Source organism: Schaedlerella arabinosiphila (genome assembly GCF_003885045.1).
Taxonomy (GTDB): domain Bacteria; phylum Bacillota; class Clostridia; order Lachnospirales; family Lachnospiraceae; genus Schaedlerella; species Schaedlerella arabinosiphila.
Window position 1 is genome coordinate 4,274,513 of the sequence record NZ_RHJS01000002.1, and the last position, 17,438, is coordinate 4,291,950.

Annotated in this window: 18 protein-coding genes and 3 pseudogenes; 1 reads left to right on the top strand and 20 read right to left on the bottom strand. The window is 54.4% G+C overall.

What is annotated here, in order from left to right:
• Positions 1-2: 2 nt before the first annotated feature.
• The 5 genes and pseudogenes from EBB54_RS32525 to EBB54_RS20265 all read right to left on the bottom strand — a co-directional run.
• Positions 3-107, bottom strand: a pseudogene (locus EBB54_RS32525) (Hint domain-containing protein); the annotation flags it as partial.
• Between the two features lie 6 nt (positions 108-113).
• A pseudogene (locus EBB54_RS32290) lies at positions 114-341 on the bottom strand (DNA cytosine methyltransferase); the annotation flags it as partial.
• A 2-nt stretch (positions 342-343) separates the two neighbouring features.
• Positions 344-929 (bottom strand): annotated as a pseudogene (locus EBB54_RS20255) (MT-A70 family methyltransferase).
• Positions 907-1,713, bottom strand: a complete 807-nt coding sequence (locus EBB54_RS20260) for a phosphoadenosine phosphosulfate reductase domain-containing protein (protein WP_243127741.1) — start codon at positions 1,711-1,713, stop codon at positions 907-909. Before EBB54_RS20260 ends, EBB54_RS20255 begins: the two are co-directional and overlap by 23 nt.
• The gene (locus EBB54_RS20265) at positions 1,706-1,906 is read right to left on the bottom strand and encodes a hypothetical protein (protein WP_125128733.1); all 201 of its coding nucleotides are present in this window, start codon (positions 1,904-1,906) and stop codon (positions 1,706-1,708) included. The genes EBB54_RS20260 and EBB54_RS20265 overlap by 8 nt, the downstream gene beginning before the upstream one ends.
• Before the next feature lie 383 nt (positions 1,907-2,289).
• Between EBB54_RS20265 and EBB54_RS20270 the strand changes: the two genes are divergently transcribed.
• Entirely contained in the window at positions 2,290-2,517 is a 228-nt protein-coding gene (locus EBB54_RS20270; RefSeq protein ID WP_004070873.1) for a SymE family type I addiction module toxin, read from the top strand.
• A gap of 54 nt (positions 2,518-2,571) precedes the next feature.
• Here EBB54_RS20270 and EBB54_RS20275 read toward each other — a convergent pair whose 3' ends face one another.
• The 15 genes from EBB54_RS20275 to EBB54_RS20340 all read right to left on the bottom strand — a co-directional run bounded on the left by EBB54_RS20275 (position 2,572) and on the right by EBB54_RS20340 (position 17,433).
• Positions 2,572-2,925, bottom strand: coding sequence for an HNH endonuclease (locus tag EBB54_RS20275; protein ID WP_125128734.1), 354 nt, complete (start codon positions 2,923-2,925; stop codon positions 2,572-2,574).
• Between the two features lie 2 nt (positions 2,926-2,927).
• Positions 2,928-3,134 carry a hypothetical protein gene (locus tag EBB54_RS20280; protein WP_243127742.1) on the bottom strand — a complete coding sequence of 69 codons (207 nt, stop codon included), beginning with the start codon at positions 3,132-3,134 and terminating at the stop codon, positions 2,928-2,930.
• Positions 3,135-3,354: 220 nt separating this feature from the next.
• Positions 3,355-3,840 (bottom strand): hypothetical protein, encoded by a 486-nt coding sequence (locus tag EBB54_RS20285; protein WP_125128735.1) that lies wholly within the window; start codon positions 3,838-3,840, stop codon positions 3,355-3,357.
• A complete protein-coding gene (locus tag EBB54_RS20290; RefSeq protein WP_125128736.1) occupies positions 3,818-5,185 on the bottom strand; it encodes a DEAD/DEAH box helicase in 1,368 nt (455 codons plus the stop codon). Before EBB54_RS20290 ends, EBB54_RS20285 begins: the two co-directional genes overlap by 23 nt.
• Positions 5,166-5,447 (bottom strand): VRR-NUC domain-containing protein, encoded by a 282-nt coding sequence (locus EBB54_RS20295; RefSeq protein ID WP_125128737.1) that lies wholly within the window; start codon positions 5,445-5,447, stop codon positions 5,166-5,168. Before EBB54_RS20295 ends, EBB54_RS20290 begins: the two co-directional genes overlap by 20 nt.
• A 269-nt stretch (positions 5,448-5,716) precedes the next feature.
• Positions 5,717-8,092 carry a virulence-associated E family protein gene (locus EBB54_RS20300; RefSeq protein ID WP_125128738.1) on the bottom strand — a complete coding sequence of 792 codons (2,376 nt, stop codon included), beginning with the start codon at positions 8,090-8,092 and terminating at the stop codon, positions 5,717-5,719.
• Positions 8,093-8,148: 56 nt separating this feature from the next.
• On the bottom strand, positions 8,149-10,089 hold the full coding sequence (locus EBB54_RS20305; RefSeq protein ID WP_125128739.1) for a DNA polymerase: 1,941 nt from the start codon (positions 10,087-10,089) through the stop codon (positions 8,149-8,151).
• A gap of 75 nt (positions 10,090-10,164) precedes the next feature.
• Entirely contained in the window at positions 10,165-10,719 is a 555-nt protein-coding gene (locus EBB54_RS20310; RefSeq protein WP_125128740.1) for a DUF2815 family protein, read from the bottom strand.
• Between the two features lies 1 nt (position 10,720).
• A complete protein-coding gene (locus EBB54_RS20315) occupies positions 10,721-11,857 on the bottom strand; it encodes a DUF2800 domain-containing protein (RefSeq protein ID WP_125128741.1) in 1,137 nt (378 codons plus the stop codon).
• Between the two features lies 1 nt (position 11,858).
• Positions 11,859-12,302, bottom strand: a complete 444-nt coding sequence (locus EBB54_RS20320) for a hypothetical protein (protein ID WP_243127743.1) — start codon at positions 12,300-12,302, stop codon at positions 11,859-11,861.
• Between the two features lies 1 nt (position 12,303).
• Positions 12,304-12,687, bottom strand: coding sequence for a DUF7768 domain-containing protein (locus EBB54_RS20325; RefSeq protein ID WP_125128742.1), 384 nt, complete (start codon positions 12,685-12,687; stop codon positions 12,304-12,306).
• The gene (locus EBB54_RS20330; protein ID WP_125128743.1) at positions 12,647-13,021 is read right to left on the bottom strand and encodes a DUF7768 domain-containing protein; all 375 of its coding nucleotides are present in this window, start codon (positions 13,019-13,021) and stop codon (positions 12,647-12,649) included. The genes EBB54_RS20325 and EBB54_RS20330 overlap by 41 nt, the downstream gene beginning before the upstream one ends.
• A gap of 4 nt (positions 13,022-13,025) precedes the next feature.
• Positions 13,026-13,184 carry a hypothetical protein gene (locus EBB54_RS30585; RefSeq protein WP_170178101.1) on the bottom strand — a complete coding sequence of 53 codons (159 nt, stop codon included), beginning with the start codon at positions 13,182-13,184 and terminating at the stop codon, positions 13,026-13,028.
• Positions 13,185-13,339: 155 nt separating this feature from the next.
• The gene (locus EBB54_RS20335) at positions 13,340-13,792 is read right to left on the bottom strand and encodes a sigma-70 RNA polymerase sigma factor region 4 domain-containing protein (protein ID WP_125128744.1); all 453 of its coding nucleotides are present in this window, start codon (positions 13,790-13,792) and stop codon (positions 13,340-13,342) included.
• Between the two features lie 527 nt (positions 13,793-14,319).
• Positions 14,320-17,433, bottom strand: a complete 3,114-nt coding sequence (locus tag EBB54_RS20340) for a type I restriction endonuclease subunit R (protein ID WP_125128745.1) — start codon at positions 17,431-17,433, stop codon at positions 14,320-14,322.
• Positions 17,434-17,438 lie beyond the last annotated feature (5 nt).

The following is a 17,438-nucleotide window of genomic DNA, read 5'->3' on the forward strand; positions in this document are numbered from 1 at the left end:
GGCCTCACCACCGGGTGGAACCTGTTCTTATGCGTCAATACCCGGTCCCCGGCCTGGATATGCTCAATACACTTATATCCCCGGTCCGTCATCACCAGCGTCCCGGCCTCAAAGCAGGGGAACCCAAAGCACCACGCATCCGCATAGGGGATCTCTTCCGGCGTCAGCTTCGTCACATCCTCCGCCTTCCATTCCCCTTCCGTGTCATACATGGCCTCATAGGAAGCCCTCGCAAACTTATCATACTCACAATACCCAACGCATTTATGCCCGGCCCATTCCAGCCCCAGCCGGAACCCGCCGATCCCCGAACAGATATCCAGAAATGTAAGCCTTCCCATGGTCACTCCGCCTCCCCGTTTCCCTTTCTTCCGTCTCCCTCCGGCTCCAGGACAACGCTGCTCTCCACCTCGTTCCCCCACGCTTCCCAGCCGGGGACACGCTGCCTTGCGAACAGCTCCACTCTCGGAAGGTCTCCCATCAATTCCACGATCTTCTCCCTCGTCTCGTCCGGCTTCTTGCTGTGCGCTTCCAGTGGGGAGATGATAAACTGGTGGACACGGGCAGACCTGCGCCTCGGATGCCCTTTCACTCCCAGCAGGCAGATCTCCGCGTTCCCCCTGGTCCAGAACCCCAGCCCGTAAAACCAGCCCGGAGACTTCCGGTTCTGTTTCAGCCACACAAAAGCCACCGTCTTGTACCGGAACCCCCCAGCTTTCCATCACACGCAGGGCCTCCGGCAACTGCGGGAACGTAACCCATAAAAACAACGTACAGTCTTCCGCGCAGATATCCGCCACGGGCAGCGCACAGATATCCTCCGTGCCCATCGTCCCGTAATGCTTCTCTGCTCCGCCCTGCACCCGTTTGTTGTCATACCGCCACGGGGGATCGGCATAGACGATATTATATTTCTGTTCTGTCTCCATCCCTGCCTAACCTCCCATACAGCTCCTTAAAAAATTCCTTCCCCCGGATACGCTTTCCTTCCCGTATCCGTTCTTCCTCAAACCGGAACCTGACTTCCAACTCCTGCACGGAAAAATCCTTCCGGAAATCCCGCCATGTCTGCGTTTCCCATTCCAGAAGCCGCTCCCACAGCTCCGGAAACTCCCGGCGCAGCGTCCGCAGTTCCTCCAGCCCCTGCAGGGGGCAGCACCAGCAGGACACCCGGTCAAACAGCCGGTACAGCCCGCCCCAGTCGTACCCCCGCTCATAGCAGTAATCCAGGCAGTCCTTCTCCGTCATCCCCCATTCCACCAGAGGATACCGGTACTCCCTCACCCTCTGCGGCTCATCCGCCGCTATGCCGATATACTGCACAATCTCATATTTCTTCCTAAGCCCTGACAGATACCTGTTGATCACCGCCGTCTTCAACACGGAAGTACACCAGCGGTTCCTAGGCCCCGCCCAGCTCATGCCCGGCTTACCCGCATAGGGGGAATCCGGGTCCTTCCGCTCCGGCGTATAATGGAGCAGGTAATACTCAAAACCCTTTCCCTCTTTCAGACGCACCACCGGGACCGGCAGGGCCTTTTCCAGCCTTTCCACATGCTCATACATCTGGGGAAATTCCAGCCCCGTGTCACAGAACATCACAAAATCCAAAGGCCAGCCTTCCTCCACCAGCCGCAGGACCATAGCCGTGGAATCCTTCCCGCCGGACAGCGAAGCCGCATACAGCTTTTCCTTTCCGCCGTCCTCATGCACCCGGTTTGGCGATATCTTCCGCCATCTCTCTCTGCAAGTTCAACTTCACCGCTTCCCCATAGCCTTCCATCCCGTTCGCCCTGCAGTAATTCCGCACAATGTCACGGGACAGCCCCACGGCAGAGGCAGCGGCCTTATAGCCCTTCCCCTGCATCCGAAGCTCTTTAATCCGCTCCGCCTGTTCCTTCGTCATACCTTCACCCCCAAATAAAAAGAGCCGCAAAACCACCTTTTTCCGATAGTTTTTCAGCCCCATAATACAGGATTTATAAAGGTTCCCTGAATGACTTTATCCCCGGAAATCCTTATAAATCCTGCATTTATGTATGCCGGGATCATGCGCCGCCTATCCCCCCTGTCAATTTCTGCGAAAATTCACGTTTGAGGGGGCGGCGGTGTCCATGGATACGGCTTCTGGAGATTTCCACCGCCTCTCCCCTCCGGCTATATGCAGAACCCACAGCTCACGGGAAAAATCTTTGTGGAGATCACCGGCCAGATTTCACTGGAGATCCGCACGCTTCCACAGTAAAATAGTAGCCAGAACCACACCAAATCTAAAGGAGGCACACGTCTATGAAATCAAAGCTGATCAAAGTAATCACATCCTCACGCCTTACCTATCCCAAAAACCCTTTTGATGACACCAAGTACATCCGGACACCCAAAATCCAGATAGAGGGAAACTGGCTGGAATCCCTCGGCTTCCACATCGGGGACCGCCTGCAGGTGGACTATGAAGAAGGCTCCATACATATCCACCCCGCGCCGCCGGAATCAGAATGTCCCGCAGAACCCGCATGACAAAAAAGCATATACCGCAGAAAAGCCCTGGTAACTCCCAGGGCTTTTCTGCCGTCAGTACCTGTATTCCTGATACCGGTCCTCTGTCATGGTCTTGCTGTCATGGCATCTCTTACAAAGCGCCTGCCAGTTCCCTTCGTCCCAGAACAGCCTTCCATCCCCTCTGTGCGGCACGATATGGTCAACCACTTCCGCTTTCACGAACTGCCCCTGCTCCTTACACCTCTCACACAGCGGATGCTGTTTCAGAAAAAGTTTCCTCGCTTTCCGCCATCTGCTGCCATACCCACGCCCGGATGCATCCACACGGTCCGCCCTGTGCAGTGCCGCATGTCCCTCACAGAAATCACCGTCCGTCAGCTTCGGGCATCCCGGATGCTTACACGGCTTCTTCGGCCTTCTCGGCATGGTCACCACCGCCTCACTCCGCCGTAATATTTATCCGCTATGGCATCCTGCTGATGCTCCGGCAGGCTCCTGAGCCTCTCCCTTGCTTTCTCCAGGGATCGCTCCTGCTCCTCCTTCGTCTTATGGAACCCGCAGGACTTCCCCTGGCACATCCCGCTGCCTAAAATGCTGCATTTCCCTCTGTCATTCACAGCAAAACAATCCATCATGATCTCCCTTCCATCCTCTCAATCGCAAAAAGGGCAGCGGTGAAAGGATAAAGCCCGCTGCCCCGCAAAGACAAAAGAAAAAGCCCCATGGACATATCCACAGAGCTCCTTACAGTTCTTCGCATCCTAATCATAGCACAGACGCCGATAAACTTTCAATAAACCTTCCCTATACTCTTACTCAACCTTTACTCAACCATCACTCAACCGTATCACAGAATCAGTCCAGAAGATACTGCCCAGCCGTCCTCTCCCTCATCAGGTACAACTCCCTCATCTCCGCCAGCGCCCTCTTCCGGTACTTCCCGATCATGGCCTCGCTCACGCTGTACTTCTCGGAAAGCGCCCTCCACGTCATATCCTCCATCACCATATCCCGCACCACCTCCGGCAGCCTCCCGCTCAACTGCCCCACGGCATACTCAAAAAACTCCAGCTCTTCCTTCACCGCCTGATACCGCCCCAGCAGGTACTCAAACCAGTCATCGTCCAGACGCTCCTTCACCTGCCGGTACTTCACCGCCGCATTCCCGGTCTTATCGGAAATCCCGCCGCCCTGCACCCGCTCCCCCTGGGGCTGCCCCAGGCACATGCTCTCTATCACATCCTCACACGGCACGCCCTCAAACCGGGACAGCTCAAACTCCAGAAGCCCCATATCCTTCTTCCAGTTCCGGTATTCCTTAAACAGCTTCTCTGTCTCCATCCTTTCCGCCTCCAATCCTCGCCCTCACCGCTTCCACAAGCGCCGCCTGTCCGCAGTCCTTCCTCTCCAGGGCCGCCAGCACCCGTTCGTCCAGCGTCCCCTTCGCAATCAGATGGTGTATCACCACCGTATCCTCCTGCCCCTGTCGCCACAGCCTCGCGTTCATCTGCTGGTACAGTTCCAAAGACCAGGTAAGCCCGAACCATACCAGCGTGGAGCCTCCCGCCTGCAGGTTCAGCCCGTGCCCGGCAGATGCCGGGTGGATCACAGCCACCGGAACCTCCCCGGCATTCCACTTCCGCATATCCTCCGCCGTATCCAACTCCACGGCTTTCACCCGCTCCACAATCCTCTGTAAATCATGCTTATACCAGTAAGCCACCAGCACCGGCTTCCCGTTCGCCGCCTCTATCAAATCCTCCAGGGCTTCCAGCTTCCGGTCATGGATGCGCCTCACCCTGCCGTTCTCGTCATAGACCGCCCCGTTCGCCATCTGCAGCAGCTTGTTGGAGAGCCCTGCGGTATTCACCGCGTCAATATCTCCCTCCGCAAAAGGCAGCAACATATCTTTCTCCAGCTTCCCATACAGCTCCATCTCCCTCCCGCTCATGGCAACCTCCACCCGGTTATACACACACTCCGGCATATCCAGATAGTCACCCGCCCTCATGCTGATACAGATATCGGAGATCAGCCCGTATATAGCTTCCTCCGCCCCGTCCCTGGGCTTATAGGAGAACACCATCTGCCTGCTCCGCTTATCCGGCAGGAAGAACCGCTCCCGGTATCCGCCGATGAACCGCCCAAGCCTCTGCCCCATGTCCAGCAGCCCGATCTCCGCCCATAAATCAATCAGCCCGTTCGGCGCCGGCGTCCCAGTCAGCCCCACTATCCGCCTCACCTTCGGCCGCACCCTCTTCAACGCCTTAAACCGCTTCGCCCTGTTGGACTTGAAAGAAGACAGTTCATCGATCACCACCATGTCAAAATCCCACCTGCAGGAATCCACCAGCCACTCCACATTTTCCCGGTTGATGACATACACCTGCGCTTCCCGCTCCAAAGCCGCCAGCCGCTCTTTCTCCGAACCCAGCACCTTTGACAGCCCGATCCCGGACAGATGCTCCCACTTCTCCAGCTCGCCGCCCCAGGTATCCCTCGCCACCCGCAGAGGCGCGATCACAAGCACCTTACGAATATCAAAATAGTCAAACAGAAGCTCCCACACCGCCGTCAGCGTGATCACCGTCTTCCCAAGCCCGCAGTCCAAAAACAGCGCGCCCACCTTCTCCCTGATGATAAACTCTTTCGCATACTCCTGATACTCATGCGGAACATATCTCATCCAGCACACCTCCAATCTGTCCCAGGCTGTCTATCACATAAACCGGAAAGCCCAAACCCTCCAACTGCCTCTTCCTCTTCTCCTGCAGGGGTCTTGGCTTCTTCCCAGGGGCCTTCAACTCCACAAAAGCAATCTTCCTTCCCGGCAGCAAGACAATCCGGTCCGGCACCCCATCCAAGCCGGGGGAAACGAACTTCACCGCCATGCCTCCCATCTCCTTCACCGATACCGCCAGCCGCCGTTCAATCTCATTCTCTCTCATCCAGACACCTCCGTCCTGTCCTGAAATCCCGTCCGGAACATGGATACAAAAAATCCCTTATACCTTATACGTGTATATAACACGTACATATATGCTTCTTTTTCTTATTACCCATACCCCACTAAGAGATTCTTATTCCCTTGTTCCAGACCGCCCCGCAACCCTTGATTTTACGGAATCCCCTGTACGGGAACTACCGTCAGAACAAACTCCCTCTTGTTCCGCTCGTTCCGTTCCGGCTTGTTCCCATACAGGCAGACTTGTTCCGTCTATTTCCTGTCTTGTTCCCGCACATATGCCCGCTGTTTCCCATAGATTGAAAAGCCGGACATCCCGTTCTTCGTCTCCGTATATTTCCCCCAGCCCTCAATCTTCCGCATGATGCCGCTGATCTCATAGGAATCTATCTTTTTCAGCGCAGAGGACTCCCGCCCGAAACATTCGCACCAGATCTCCATGTTGCACACCATCATCCGGCGCACCGTACCCGTCTGCCGTTCCTCCCCAAACTCGCTGCCGCTCAAAAAATTCCTCCGGTCATATAAACTCATGGAATCCCAGTTCTCCGGCAGGAGCGTGTCAAGGTACGTCCGCACCAGCCCCTCCCGGTCATCCGTCTCCATAGCCTCCGCCTGCTCGGACGTTGCCATGGCCGCAACGTCCCCTTCCAGGTACAGCCGCTCCCCGCTCTCATAGACGGCCTTCGCCTCCGCCCATATCTGCAGCACGTCCTCCCCGGAAATCTGCCACGGCTTCCTCACACTCTCACCGTTTACCCGCACCGGCCAGAAACGCCTGTTCCCGGTAATGTCACGCAGGAACCCGCTCTCCGTATTCGTGCTCCCCACAATCACGCACTGCCTTGGGTGGCTCTCCACGTTCAGCCCATAGCTGGCGCGGTACTTGTCATCCACCCTGGACAAAAAAGATTTCACTGTCTCCACATCCGTCTTCTTCATCCCGGCAAGCTCCCCCAGCTCCAGAATCCAGTACCCCTGCAGCTTCTCCGGCCCGGACTTATCCCGCATGTCCGTAAGCGTCAGGCTGTCCGAAAACCACGCCCCCGCAAGCCTCGCAAACAGCGTGGACTTCCCAATCCCCTGCGGCCCGTTCAGGATAAGCACGCTGTCAAACTTCGTCCCTGGCTGGTAAATCCTAGCCACGGCCGCCGCCAGCGTCTTCTGGATGACCGCCCTCGTATATGCGGAATCCTCCGCCCCCAGATAGTCCGTCAGCAACGTGTCAACCCGCTTCACCCCGTCCCACTCCGGCAGGGCATCCAGATACTCCTTCACCGGATGGTATGCCCGCTCCGAAGCCACAGCCAGAAGGGCATCCTTCGTCTTCGTGGGCGCATATACCCCGTACCCTTTATTCAGATAAACCTTAAGCGACGCAAAATCCGAATCATTCCACCCCGGCTTGATCTGCTTCCAGGGCAGGCTCTCCCCGGCATCAATCCCGTCCCGGTGCAGATTAAAAGCGATGGACTGTAAACCTTCATCATGCCGGATTGCCAGCACCAGATTGTCCAGCGTGTCCTTCACCTTCCCCTGCCGGTCCAGTTCCAGCCCCTTGCGCCAGTCATCTCCCGAAGAAAACTCTTTACGGGCAGACTGCGCCCTCTCCTCCGCCAGCGTCAGCTTCACCTTTTCGTCACTGACCGCAAACTCACTCATCGCCTTAAAAGACGGCAGCCTGGAAGCCTCCGCATCCTCCGAAGCCCTCACGTCCAGCTCCCCAAACTTATGGATACGCACCATGTCAAAAGCGTTCATCAGCTTCCCGCAGGCCGGGTCCGTGGCATGGTGGGAATAGGCAAACTTCCCCTCATAGACCACCACCCCCGCCTGGGAATCCGCCGGAATATAATCATACCGCCCCTGCATGGCGCTCGGCCTGTACACGTCCGCCAGAAACACCTCCGCCGCTTCCTCAATGCTGTACGTCCGGCAGAACGCCCCCACCACGCCCTCCTTAGAAAGCGGGTCCGCCTGCTTCTTCATCTCCCTCAAGACCACCGCCTGCTGCCGCCCGCTCACCGGCCACTCCGAAGAATCCCGCCAGTCCTTATACCTGGAAAGAACCGTGTCCGGGTCCAATATCTCCCCCTCGATATCCCGGAACACAAACTCCCCGTCCGAAGACGTGGACGGCCAGTACATCAGGCGGGACGGCTCATAAGTGGTATCGTCGAACATCTCCATGCCGATGTCCTCCGCCACCTTCCGCGCCACCGCCGCGTACTCGTCCGGCGACACATTCCTGGACAGCGGGACCACCAGCCGGAACCTGGGACCCTCCGGCGTATGCTTATGCGTGGAATAGATCAGGCACCGGAAATCAAAGAACATCTCCATCCGCTCCGGGATATCCGCCTCGGCATGGTCCATGTCCAGCGTCAGGGCGGACCGGAACACCACGCAGTCCTTCTTCCGCCTGCCGCCCTTCAGCTTCCCCATCACAAAGCCGCCCACGTCCTTAATCGAATCCTGCCTCGCCTTCGACAGCTTCCGGTACTGCTCCACCGTCTCCGCCGTCCGTATCGTCCGGGAAATACGCCGGACAAAATCCTCCAGCTCCATCTCCCCGCCGTTCCACCGCTTCTCCATCCTCGAATTGCCCGTAGAAACATAAACCTTCATACACACATACCCCCTGTCCCTCTTCCTGCATCATTGTACCCCATGAAAACGTCCTCCTACTGTTTCTGATAAAACGGACACTCATACCCGTCCGCCCGCAGCGGCAGCCCCTCCGCCCAGAAAGGCTGCACCGCCATCACCTCACACATCTCTTCCACGGAACCGCTGCCCTCCGGCACCTCCGCAATGATCTCATCATGGCAGTGCATCACAATGGAATAACCCTTCCTCTCCACCCGCAGCATGGCTTCCGCCAGCAGGTCCCTGGCCGTCCCCTGCACGATATTCTCCACCAGCTTCGGCCCGTAGGTCTCAATCCGGCCCCACTTCTTATTTTCAGAAATCCCTTCATAAGTCAGGCCCTCCCGCCCGAACTTATTCACCGCCAGCCTGGGCTTCACATATGCCAGCTTCCTGCCGGACGGCAGCATGACAAACAGAATCCCGCTCCGATACTCAAACGTGATCCTCCCTGCCCGTGTCCCCGTCCTCTTCGTCACAGCCTCCACAGCCGCCTTATCCACATCCCACCAGAACTGCGTGATATGCGGGTTCGCCCTGCGCCATGCGGCCACCAGAGACGGCAGCTCATCCTCCGAAAGCCCCATCTCCAGCGCGCCCATGGAAACCAGCGCCCCCGCAGCCCCGCCATATCCCAGGCCAAGCTCCGCGATCTTCCCCTTCTGCCGCAGAGGGGAACCCTTCGTCACTTCCTCAATCGGCACATGGAACATAGCAGACGCAGAAGCCTCATAAATCTTCCCATGGGAAGAAAACACCTCCAGCCTCCACCGCTCCCCGGCAAGCCACGCCAGCACCCTTGCCTCAATGGCAGAAAAATCCGCCACCACGAACCGGCACCCCGGCTCCGGCACAAACGCCGTCCGAATCAGCTCCGAAAGCACGTTTGGCGTGGAATCATAAAGCATCTCCACGTCCTCAAACCTGCCCTCCCTCACAAGCCTTCTCGCCAGCTCCAAATCCTCAATATGGTTCTGCGGAAGATTCTGCACCTGCACCAATCTCCCCGCCCACCTGCCGGTCCTGTTCGCCCCATAAAACTGCAATAAACCATGTACCCGCCCGTCCGAACAGACAGACCGCTCCATGGCCTCATATTTCTTCACGGAAGTCTTCGCCATCAAAAGCCGGAGCCGCAGAAGTTCCTCCACCTCCCCGTCCGATTCCTCAATCAGCTCCGCCACCGCCTTCTTAGACAGGCTCTCCGCCTCCACCCCGTTCTCCCCCAGCCAGCCCTTCAACTGCGCCACGGAATTGGGATTTTCAAGCCCCGTCAGCTCATACGCCCGCCTCGTCACAACCTCCTTATGCAGCCGCTCACAGACAACCGCCTGCCGCACCAGCCCCATATCCACCAGCACGCCCCGGTCATTGATCCTCTGGTCCAGCCGGTACAGCTCCATCTCGTCCTCCGGTATCGGGAACTTACACAGCTTCCCCCGTATGGCCTTCTCCACATCCACGTCCCTCATACAGTAAGCCTTAAACAGCTCCCACTTCTCCGGCGCATGGCAGGGCAGGTTCCGCCTCCTGCCCCCGTTGGCCTTCGTCGGCTTACAAGGCACGCAGAAATACCGGATCAGCTCCTTCCCCTCCTTCATCTTCCGCTCGTCCAGCCCCAGCACCGCGCCCACGTCCTCCAAAGACCGGGGAAGCGCCAGAACCGCCGCCTGGACCGCGCTGCAGTGCCAGGACTCCGGCGGAAGATACCTCCCGAAATACTTAGAAAGACACGTCCGCTCAAAATTCGCATTGAACGCCGTCTTCACCACAGAACCGTCAAAAACCGCCTCCGCAACTTCCCCCGGCAGTTCCTCCCCCTGCGCCAGATCTATCACCCTGGTCTCCCCACCGTCAAAAGAATAGGCAAACAGCAGGACTTCAAAAGCAGGGCTGTCCGCATAAGCGTAAACCCCGCACTTAATCAAATCCACATCACTGAACGTCTCAATATCCATCTCTAAAATCCGTCCCATAACGCCACGGCTCCCTTCCTCCTGTATTTCTCCCCGCCGGGAAACAGGCGGCAGTCTCCCGCCGCCCTGATACATCTACCCAAGGAAATCTTCCTCTCCATCCATTTCCACCGCGTCAAAATCATCCTCCGCGCTGGTCCTCCCGCCCAGGGATTCCCCGTCACGCAGCTTCTGGATATTCCCCAGGCCGGCCGCAATCCCACGGTTCCCATTGCTGTTGAATCCGTAAAAATTCACGCTTATCCTACCATAGCACCCGGAATACACCTCCGACTGGTCCAGGATCGGCTGCACGTTCTTATCCACCACCTGCGGCGCCTGCCTGCTGTTGGCATTAAAGAAATAGCTGTCCGCATAAGCCTCATCCTCCGGGCGGTCAATATCCCCGTCCCGCAGCGGCAGCTTCAAATTCGCCGGGACCTTCCCGCCCCACTTGGAAACCGAATCCTTCTTCGCCTGCTCAATGGCCCTCTTGATCTTCCCAATGGTCTCCGTGTCCGACTTCGGGATGATTGCCGACACCGAATACTTCGGGTCCCCGTCGTTCACCGCATTGGGCTCCCAGCAGTGCAGATAAGAAAATCTGCAAGGTACGATCACTTTTGTCAGGTTCACATTCTCATTGCTCATGTTATTCTTCCTCCTTAAAATCCGCCTCTGCGGTTGCTGCCATTACTTCCTGCCTCTTGTCCGACTCCGGCACCAGCGTGATCTTCCCCCGGGGCTTATACACCAGCTTCCCAAGAACCTCCGCAAACCTCTTCTTTCCAAGCAGCTTCTCCATCTCCGTAATCCCGATCAGCGACTTCTTATAGATATCCGTGTACCCGGCAGCCACAGCCGCCTCCGCCGCCTCTTCCTCGTCCGTATACTTCCGATTGCTCCTGCCCTCCACCAGCTTAAAACCGTTCCATTTCTTCCCCCTGGACACCGCTTCGTCCTGGGCATAGGCATACACGTCCGCAGACCACCTGGCAAGCTCGTCCGCCACCTTCAAGACCTCCGCGATCTCGTCATCCGTCAAAAGCGCCGGAGCCTTAAACTCCATCTGTGCCAGCCTCAAATATTCCTCTGCCCTGGCCCTGCAGGTATCCTTCGCCTTGCAGAACCGGCACCAGGAACCACTCCGGAACTCGCCCTCACCATTGATGGCAAGCGCCGCCTTCGGCTTCAATTCCTTCTCCACCCACTCCATCAATTCCGGTACGGAAATCTCCCAGGTGCTCACCGATTCCAGCCGCGGCTGGTAAATCGCCATACGCACCACGTCAATATCATAGATAGCCCCGAACAGCTCCAGCGCCCCCAGGCCATACAGCATCATCTGCGGGTTCCATTCCGCCTCCACGGCAACGCCCTTCCCGTACTTCAAATCAACCACCGTCAGCACCCGGTCCGCCACGATCAGCAGGTCCCCCGTGCCGAACCCCTCCGGCACATAGGCCGAATAATCCAGCCTCTGCTCGATCAGCACCACCGGGTCCTTACACTCCTGCCCGGCAAGCTCCACCTGCTCCATGGCATAGGACACATACCCGTCCGTGCATTCCTCCATCTCGTCACACTGGTAATCCGACACCGGACGCTTGGAACGCCGTTTCAGGCTCCGTTTCAGCTTATGCTCCGCAAGGGCATGGGCGGCAGTCCCTTCCTCCGCATACACGCTGTTCCCCGCCTCTTCTGCAAACTGCTCTTCCAGCCGCGCGGACGGCGTACAGTTCAGCCACCGCTTAGAAGAAGACGCCGACAATAACGCATGTCTCCCCATATCAAAGCACCCCCGCTTCCTTCAAAAGCGCCGGGTAATGCGCCGGGTCCACCGCCGACAGCTTCACCGCCCCGTACTTCTGCAGCAGCTCCTTGATCTCCTTCGACTTCCCCTCCTGGGTCTTCTGCGCCATCACAGCCCGCACGTCCTCAATGGCAACAGCCTTCTTGGAATCCGCTGCCTTCTTATCCACCTTCTTATCCGCTTCCCCGGCCTTCTGCCCCTTCCCGGAGCCAGAATCCCCGGCCTCCGCAGCACTGGTCTCCACGGCATCCCCGGCCGCTTCCCCTTTCCCGTCTCCGTCCACGGCAACGCCGTTCTCCGGCACAGCCACATCCTTCTCCGCCATATCAGCAGCACCATTCCACTCCATACCGGCAAGCCCTCTAATCCCGTCCGCCACCATGGAAAACCCGTCCGCAATCCTCAACCATTCATTGCCCATATTACAATCCCTCCATATCTTCCAAACGCTCTATCAGTTCCTCGGAATACATAGCGCACACCAGCAGCTCCTTCCCAATCTCCGGATGGCTGAAATACTGCGCCTTCTCCCCGTACATCTTCCGTACCTTTGCCTCCATCAGCCTGCGCCGCTCGCCCCTCTCAAAGCCGAACACCCAGATCCCGTCCGCCTTCTCCATCAGCCTGGAGACCAGAATCCCCTCCACTGCGCTCCCAAGCTCATCCCTGAAAATGCCGTGGAAACATAAAAACGGACTCACCGGAATCTTCCCCTTATGGGCCGCATACCGGCAGTATTCCTCCGCCCTCTGCCGGTCCAGCTCATCACTCCCCGTCAGATGCGTCAACACCAGCACCATCTCCATGCCCGCTCCCTCCTTCCATGCTTTCTGGCTCCATGAACCGCACCTCAATCCCATGCTCCACGGCAAAGGCAATCTCCGAAGCCATCCCTTCCGTGGCCTCCCCGAACACCCACACCCCGTCACAGCAAAGGAGCAGTTCCAGCCCCATGGCAAGCCCCGCCTGCCGCTCCGCCTCGATCCCCTCGTTCAGAAACTGCGGGAACAACAGATGCGGCGCAACCGGCAGTACCCCCTTTTCCCAGGCCGTCCGGCAGTACCCGGCCGCCCTCCTCGCATTCCCCTCCATGTCCCCACGGAATGGGCTGCAGATAAACACCTTTTTCCTTTCAGCCATACCGTCACTTTCCTTTCTTCATTTTCCTTCTGCCCCGGGTCCCTTCCCCGGCGGACTCATACGCCCTGACCTCACGGTCAATCTTCATCAGCTTCACCGCAAGGCTCTTCGCCACAATGCTGATCGCCTGCAGAATCCCGATCAGCTCCTGTGAATTTTCCATAAATCCCGGCCTCCTTCCTTCCCATTTTGAAAGGCAGTAAATTTACCCCTCTACTTCCCGTAATGACACTTTTTTCAAATGTGACGAATGATTTCAAAAACTTTTTCAAAAACCATTCGACAAGCCTGTCCTTTATTGTCGAACCGCCGGCCCGCTCACACATCCAGCCCCTTCCCCCGGAAAAACTCCCGCAGCTTCCCCAGCACCGACACCTTCCGGGAAGACACCGTTGTCCTTGGCTCGCCCCGCTCCTTCGCAAACTCGCTCACCGGCACCTGCTCCCCGAACACCTTCAAGGCCAGCTCCCGCTCTTCCGGCATCAGGGAATCCAGCGCTTCCTCCAGCACCCCAAGCAGCATCTCCTTCTCCAGCAGCTCATCCATATCCGGCTGCTTCGTATCCGCAACCCCCATATCCTCCGCCGCATCGTCCCTCCACGCCTCATAAGACTCTTCCGTATACCCCTTTTCCTCCATCGCCTCACGGTTCCTCTGCTCCCTCTTCTTCTGCCTCCACCACGGGCGGAAATACCGCTGATACTCTTCCTCCGTGACCTCCATCCATACCTCTTCCCTTCCTGACTGAATCCTGATTCTCCGTTTTGACATACGGCTTCCCTTCCTTTACCCTACGGTAAAGCCAGGAAAAACCGGCTGCCACTCCTTCTAACACAAAAAAAGACCGCAAAAAGCCGGAATCCAGCCTCTTACGGTCTTCAAAACACATCTCTCCGCACGGGTGACGCCCCGGCGGAAGCATGATTCGATTCTTAACTATACTGTGACATTCAAGACAAAACTTCAAAAACACAACACTGCTTTTTTCATTGGCGATTATTCGTATGCTCACCAGCCCTTTTCCGGATGATGAAAGCAAAGGGTCAGGCATCGTCTCTCCTTCCTGGCAGCACCGCTCGTATTCATGACTTTTCATGTACTAATGCAATCTGCCCTGGGCCTGTCTTCTACGACGCAATCCCACTTTCCATAATCTACCATGTATATAAAGTCTTCCCCAAAAAACATCTCATAGTCATATATGTAAAATAGTCCAAAGAAAAACAGCCAGAATAACCTGACTGTTTCTCCCCTGACATTCCTATATTTCTTCTACTCTCTCCCTTTAACACATATCATTATTTTTGTTTCTCACCATATGGCACAGACTCTTCTGCCACCATGGAAAGCCCCGTTCCTGTCTGAAACTCATAAACTGTAGCCCTCGGTTTTATATTGCTGCTCATCAATTCCGCCTGTTTAATCACAATATCAACAGCACCCCTGGCTTTCTCCGGCGGATATTTATATTTCCTCAAAAGATGCTTCACCTGCGTCCTCATATAAGCACGGGCAGACTCCTTCTTATCCCAGTCAACCGTCCTGCTCCTACGGATCAATTCCGTCAATTCTTGCGCCATTTCAATCAAAACCTTATCCTGCATCTTTCTAAGAACTTCGGGATCTGACACCAACGCATCATAAAAAGCCAGTTCCTCCACAGACAATCCCTTTTCATCCCCAGCCTTATAAGCCTCTGTCATCTCTTTTGACAGATTCAATAATTCCTCAATCACCTCCGCACTGGTAATCAGTCTGTTATTGTACATCTTTAATAATTTCTGCATCTTCTCCGAAAAAAGCTGTGATTTCACAACCCCGGTCCTTGCAAATACACGGATATTATCCTCCAGCAGTTTCCGCAGCATCTCCGCGGCAATATTCTTGTGCTTCATCCTGCGGATTTTCTCCATATATTCCTCTGACAAAATCGAAATCTCCGGATTCTTTTTCCCCGCCTCTGCAAAGATATTATAAACGCCATCCTGCTCAATCGCCTGCTCCAGCAATTTCATAATCCTTGCGTTTATCTCATTTGTCGTAATCCCCATCCGTCCCGCAGTTTTGCAAATTCCAGCCTTCACACATTTAAAAAATTCAATTTCCTGTTTTATCCTGGCATCAAGCATACTCCGGCAAAGCGTTTCCGCCTGACTAAGGGCTGTAGCCTCCCGGATAAAACTTTTCTGTTCATCCTCTTCCATCCCAAGGGAAAAATTAACCCCGTTTGCTATCACAGCAAGACGCACCGAATCGTCTACTCCAAAAAAATCAGAATAATCAAATCCGTAGAACATATCCCGCATAATTTCCAGCTTCTCTATTGCTATAGACAATGCCTGTCCCAAATCCGGGATCTTGTCCTGGTCACGCTTGGTATACTGGCTTAACGCACTTTTCAACTCTGCCGCCATACCTATGTAATCAACAATCAATCCTGCCTCTTTATCCCTGTATACACGGTTGACACGAGCGATTGCCTGCATCAGATTATGCCCTTTCATCGGCTTATCAATATACATAGTCGCCATAGATGGAACATCAAAACCCGTCAGCCACATATCCACCACAATTGCAATTTTAAACTCACTGGTATCATCCTTAAATTCCAGCATAAGACCATCCCGATACGCTTTGTTCCCAATAATATCATGCCAGTCCTCATCATCCTGATTGCTGGATGTCAAAACCACCTTCACTTTCTGTTTCCATTCCGGCCGCTTTTCCAGAATAATCCGATAAAGATTGATAGCAATCCTCCGGCTCATACACACAATCATAGCTTTGCCCGTAAGCACATACTGTCTGTCTTCATAATGGGCAATCATATCATCCGCTAAAAGGGACAGCCTTTCCTTAGAGCCTATAATTGCCTCAATGGTAGACAAGTCTGATTTCGATTTCTCAATCGCCGTCTCTGACGCCTCACCTGCCATTTTTTCATATTCCGCATCTATCTGTTTCAGCAGTTCCTCATTCAGCTTTATCTTCGCAGTACGGTTTTCATAATAAATCGGCACAGTTGCCCCATCCTCTACCGCCTGCGTCATATCATAAATATCAATGTATTCCCCAAAAACTTCCACAGTTGACCTGTCATCAAAGTCAATGGGTGTCCCGGTAAATCCGATAAACGTGGCGTTCGGCAAAGAATCCCTCATATACTTTGCCATACCATATTTCCACTCACCTGTTTCCCTATCAAGTTTCCCATCCAGGCCATATTGAGAACGGTGCGCCTCATCTGCCATAAATATGATATTGCTCCGCTCACTCAATACTTCACTGCTTTCCTCAAATTTTTGAATCGTGGTAAAAATAATACCCCCAGCCTTTACCCGTAACAACTCTTTCAGATGCTCCCGGCTTCTTGCCTGCTTCGGTGTCTGCCGCAACAACAGCTTAGAACTGGAACAAAACGTGTCAAAAAGCTGGTTATCCAGATCATTCCTATCTGTCAAAACTATAATAGTAGGATTATTAAATTCCGGATTGCTGACGATACAGCCTGTATAGAACACCATGGACAAACTCTTCCCACTGCCCTGCGTATGCCACACTACCCCGACCTTCCTACTGTGTTCCTCCAGGGCATTCCTTGTACGCTCCACTGCTTTTCTCACCGCAAAATACTGATGATACCCGGCAATGATTTTGATTGTCCTGCCCTTACTATTCTGGAAAACAATAAAATTCCGTATCAAATCCAAAAGCCTTGCTTTGGGAAATACACCATTCAAAAGAACCGAAAAATAGTTAAGTCCTCCCTCTTCCGGTTTTTCTCCATTTTCCGATTTCCACACCATATAACGGGTAAAATCTGACGTGATTGTCCCCATGCGGGTATCCAGACCGTCACTGATTACATTAAAAGCATTATAATAAAACAAAGAGGGAATATCCATTTGGTAGTTTTTGACCTGCTTATATGCGTTTTCAATCGTAATCTCTTCATTTGTAATATTTTTCAGTTCAAACAATACCAACGGAATACCATTCACAAATACCAGAACATCCGGTCTCTTATTCTTATACTCAATCACGGTATATTGATTGACGACATAAAATTCATTTCTTTCTGGTTCTGCAAAATCAATCAACTTTACCGTATAAGTACGTAGCTCCCCACTTACACGATAATTAATAGGAACACCTTCAATCAAATACTTATGGAAAGCAGCATTCATATCCTCTAACTTAAGCAAACCAAGGTTTTTAATAAATTTGTAGGCTTCTTCCACCATGTCGGCCTTAATCCCCTGATTTATCTTAAACATAGCAGCTTCAAAAGAATCTCTAAGTATCACCTCATGATAATCTCTATTGATATCCGGCCCATAGAAATATTCGTATCCATTTTTCCGTAATTCTGTTATAATTACCTGCTCTAACGTATTTTCATTAATAGGCATAAAAT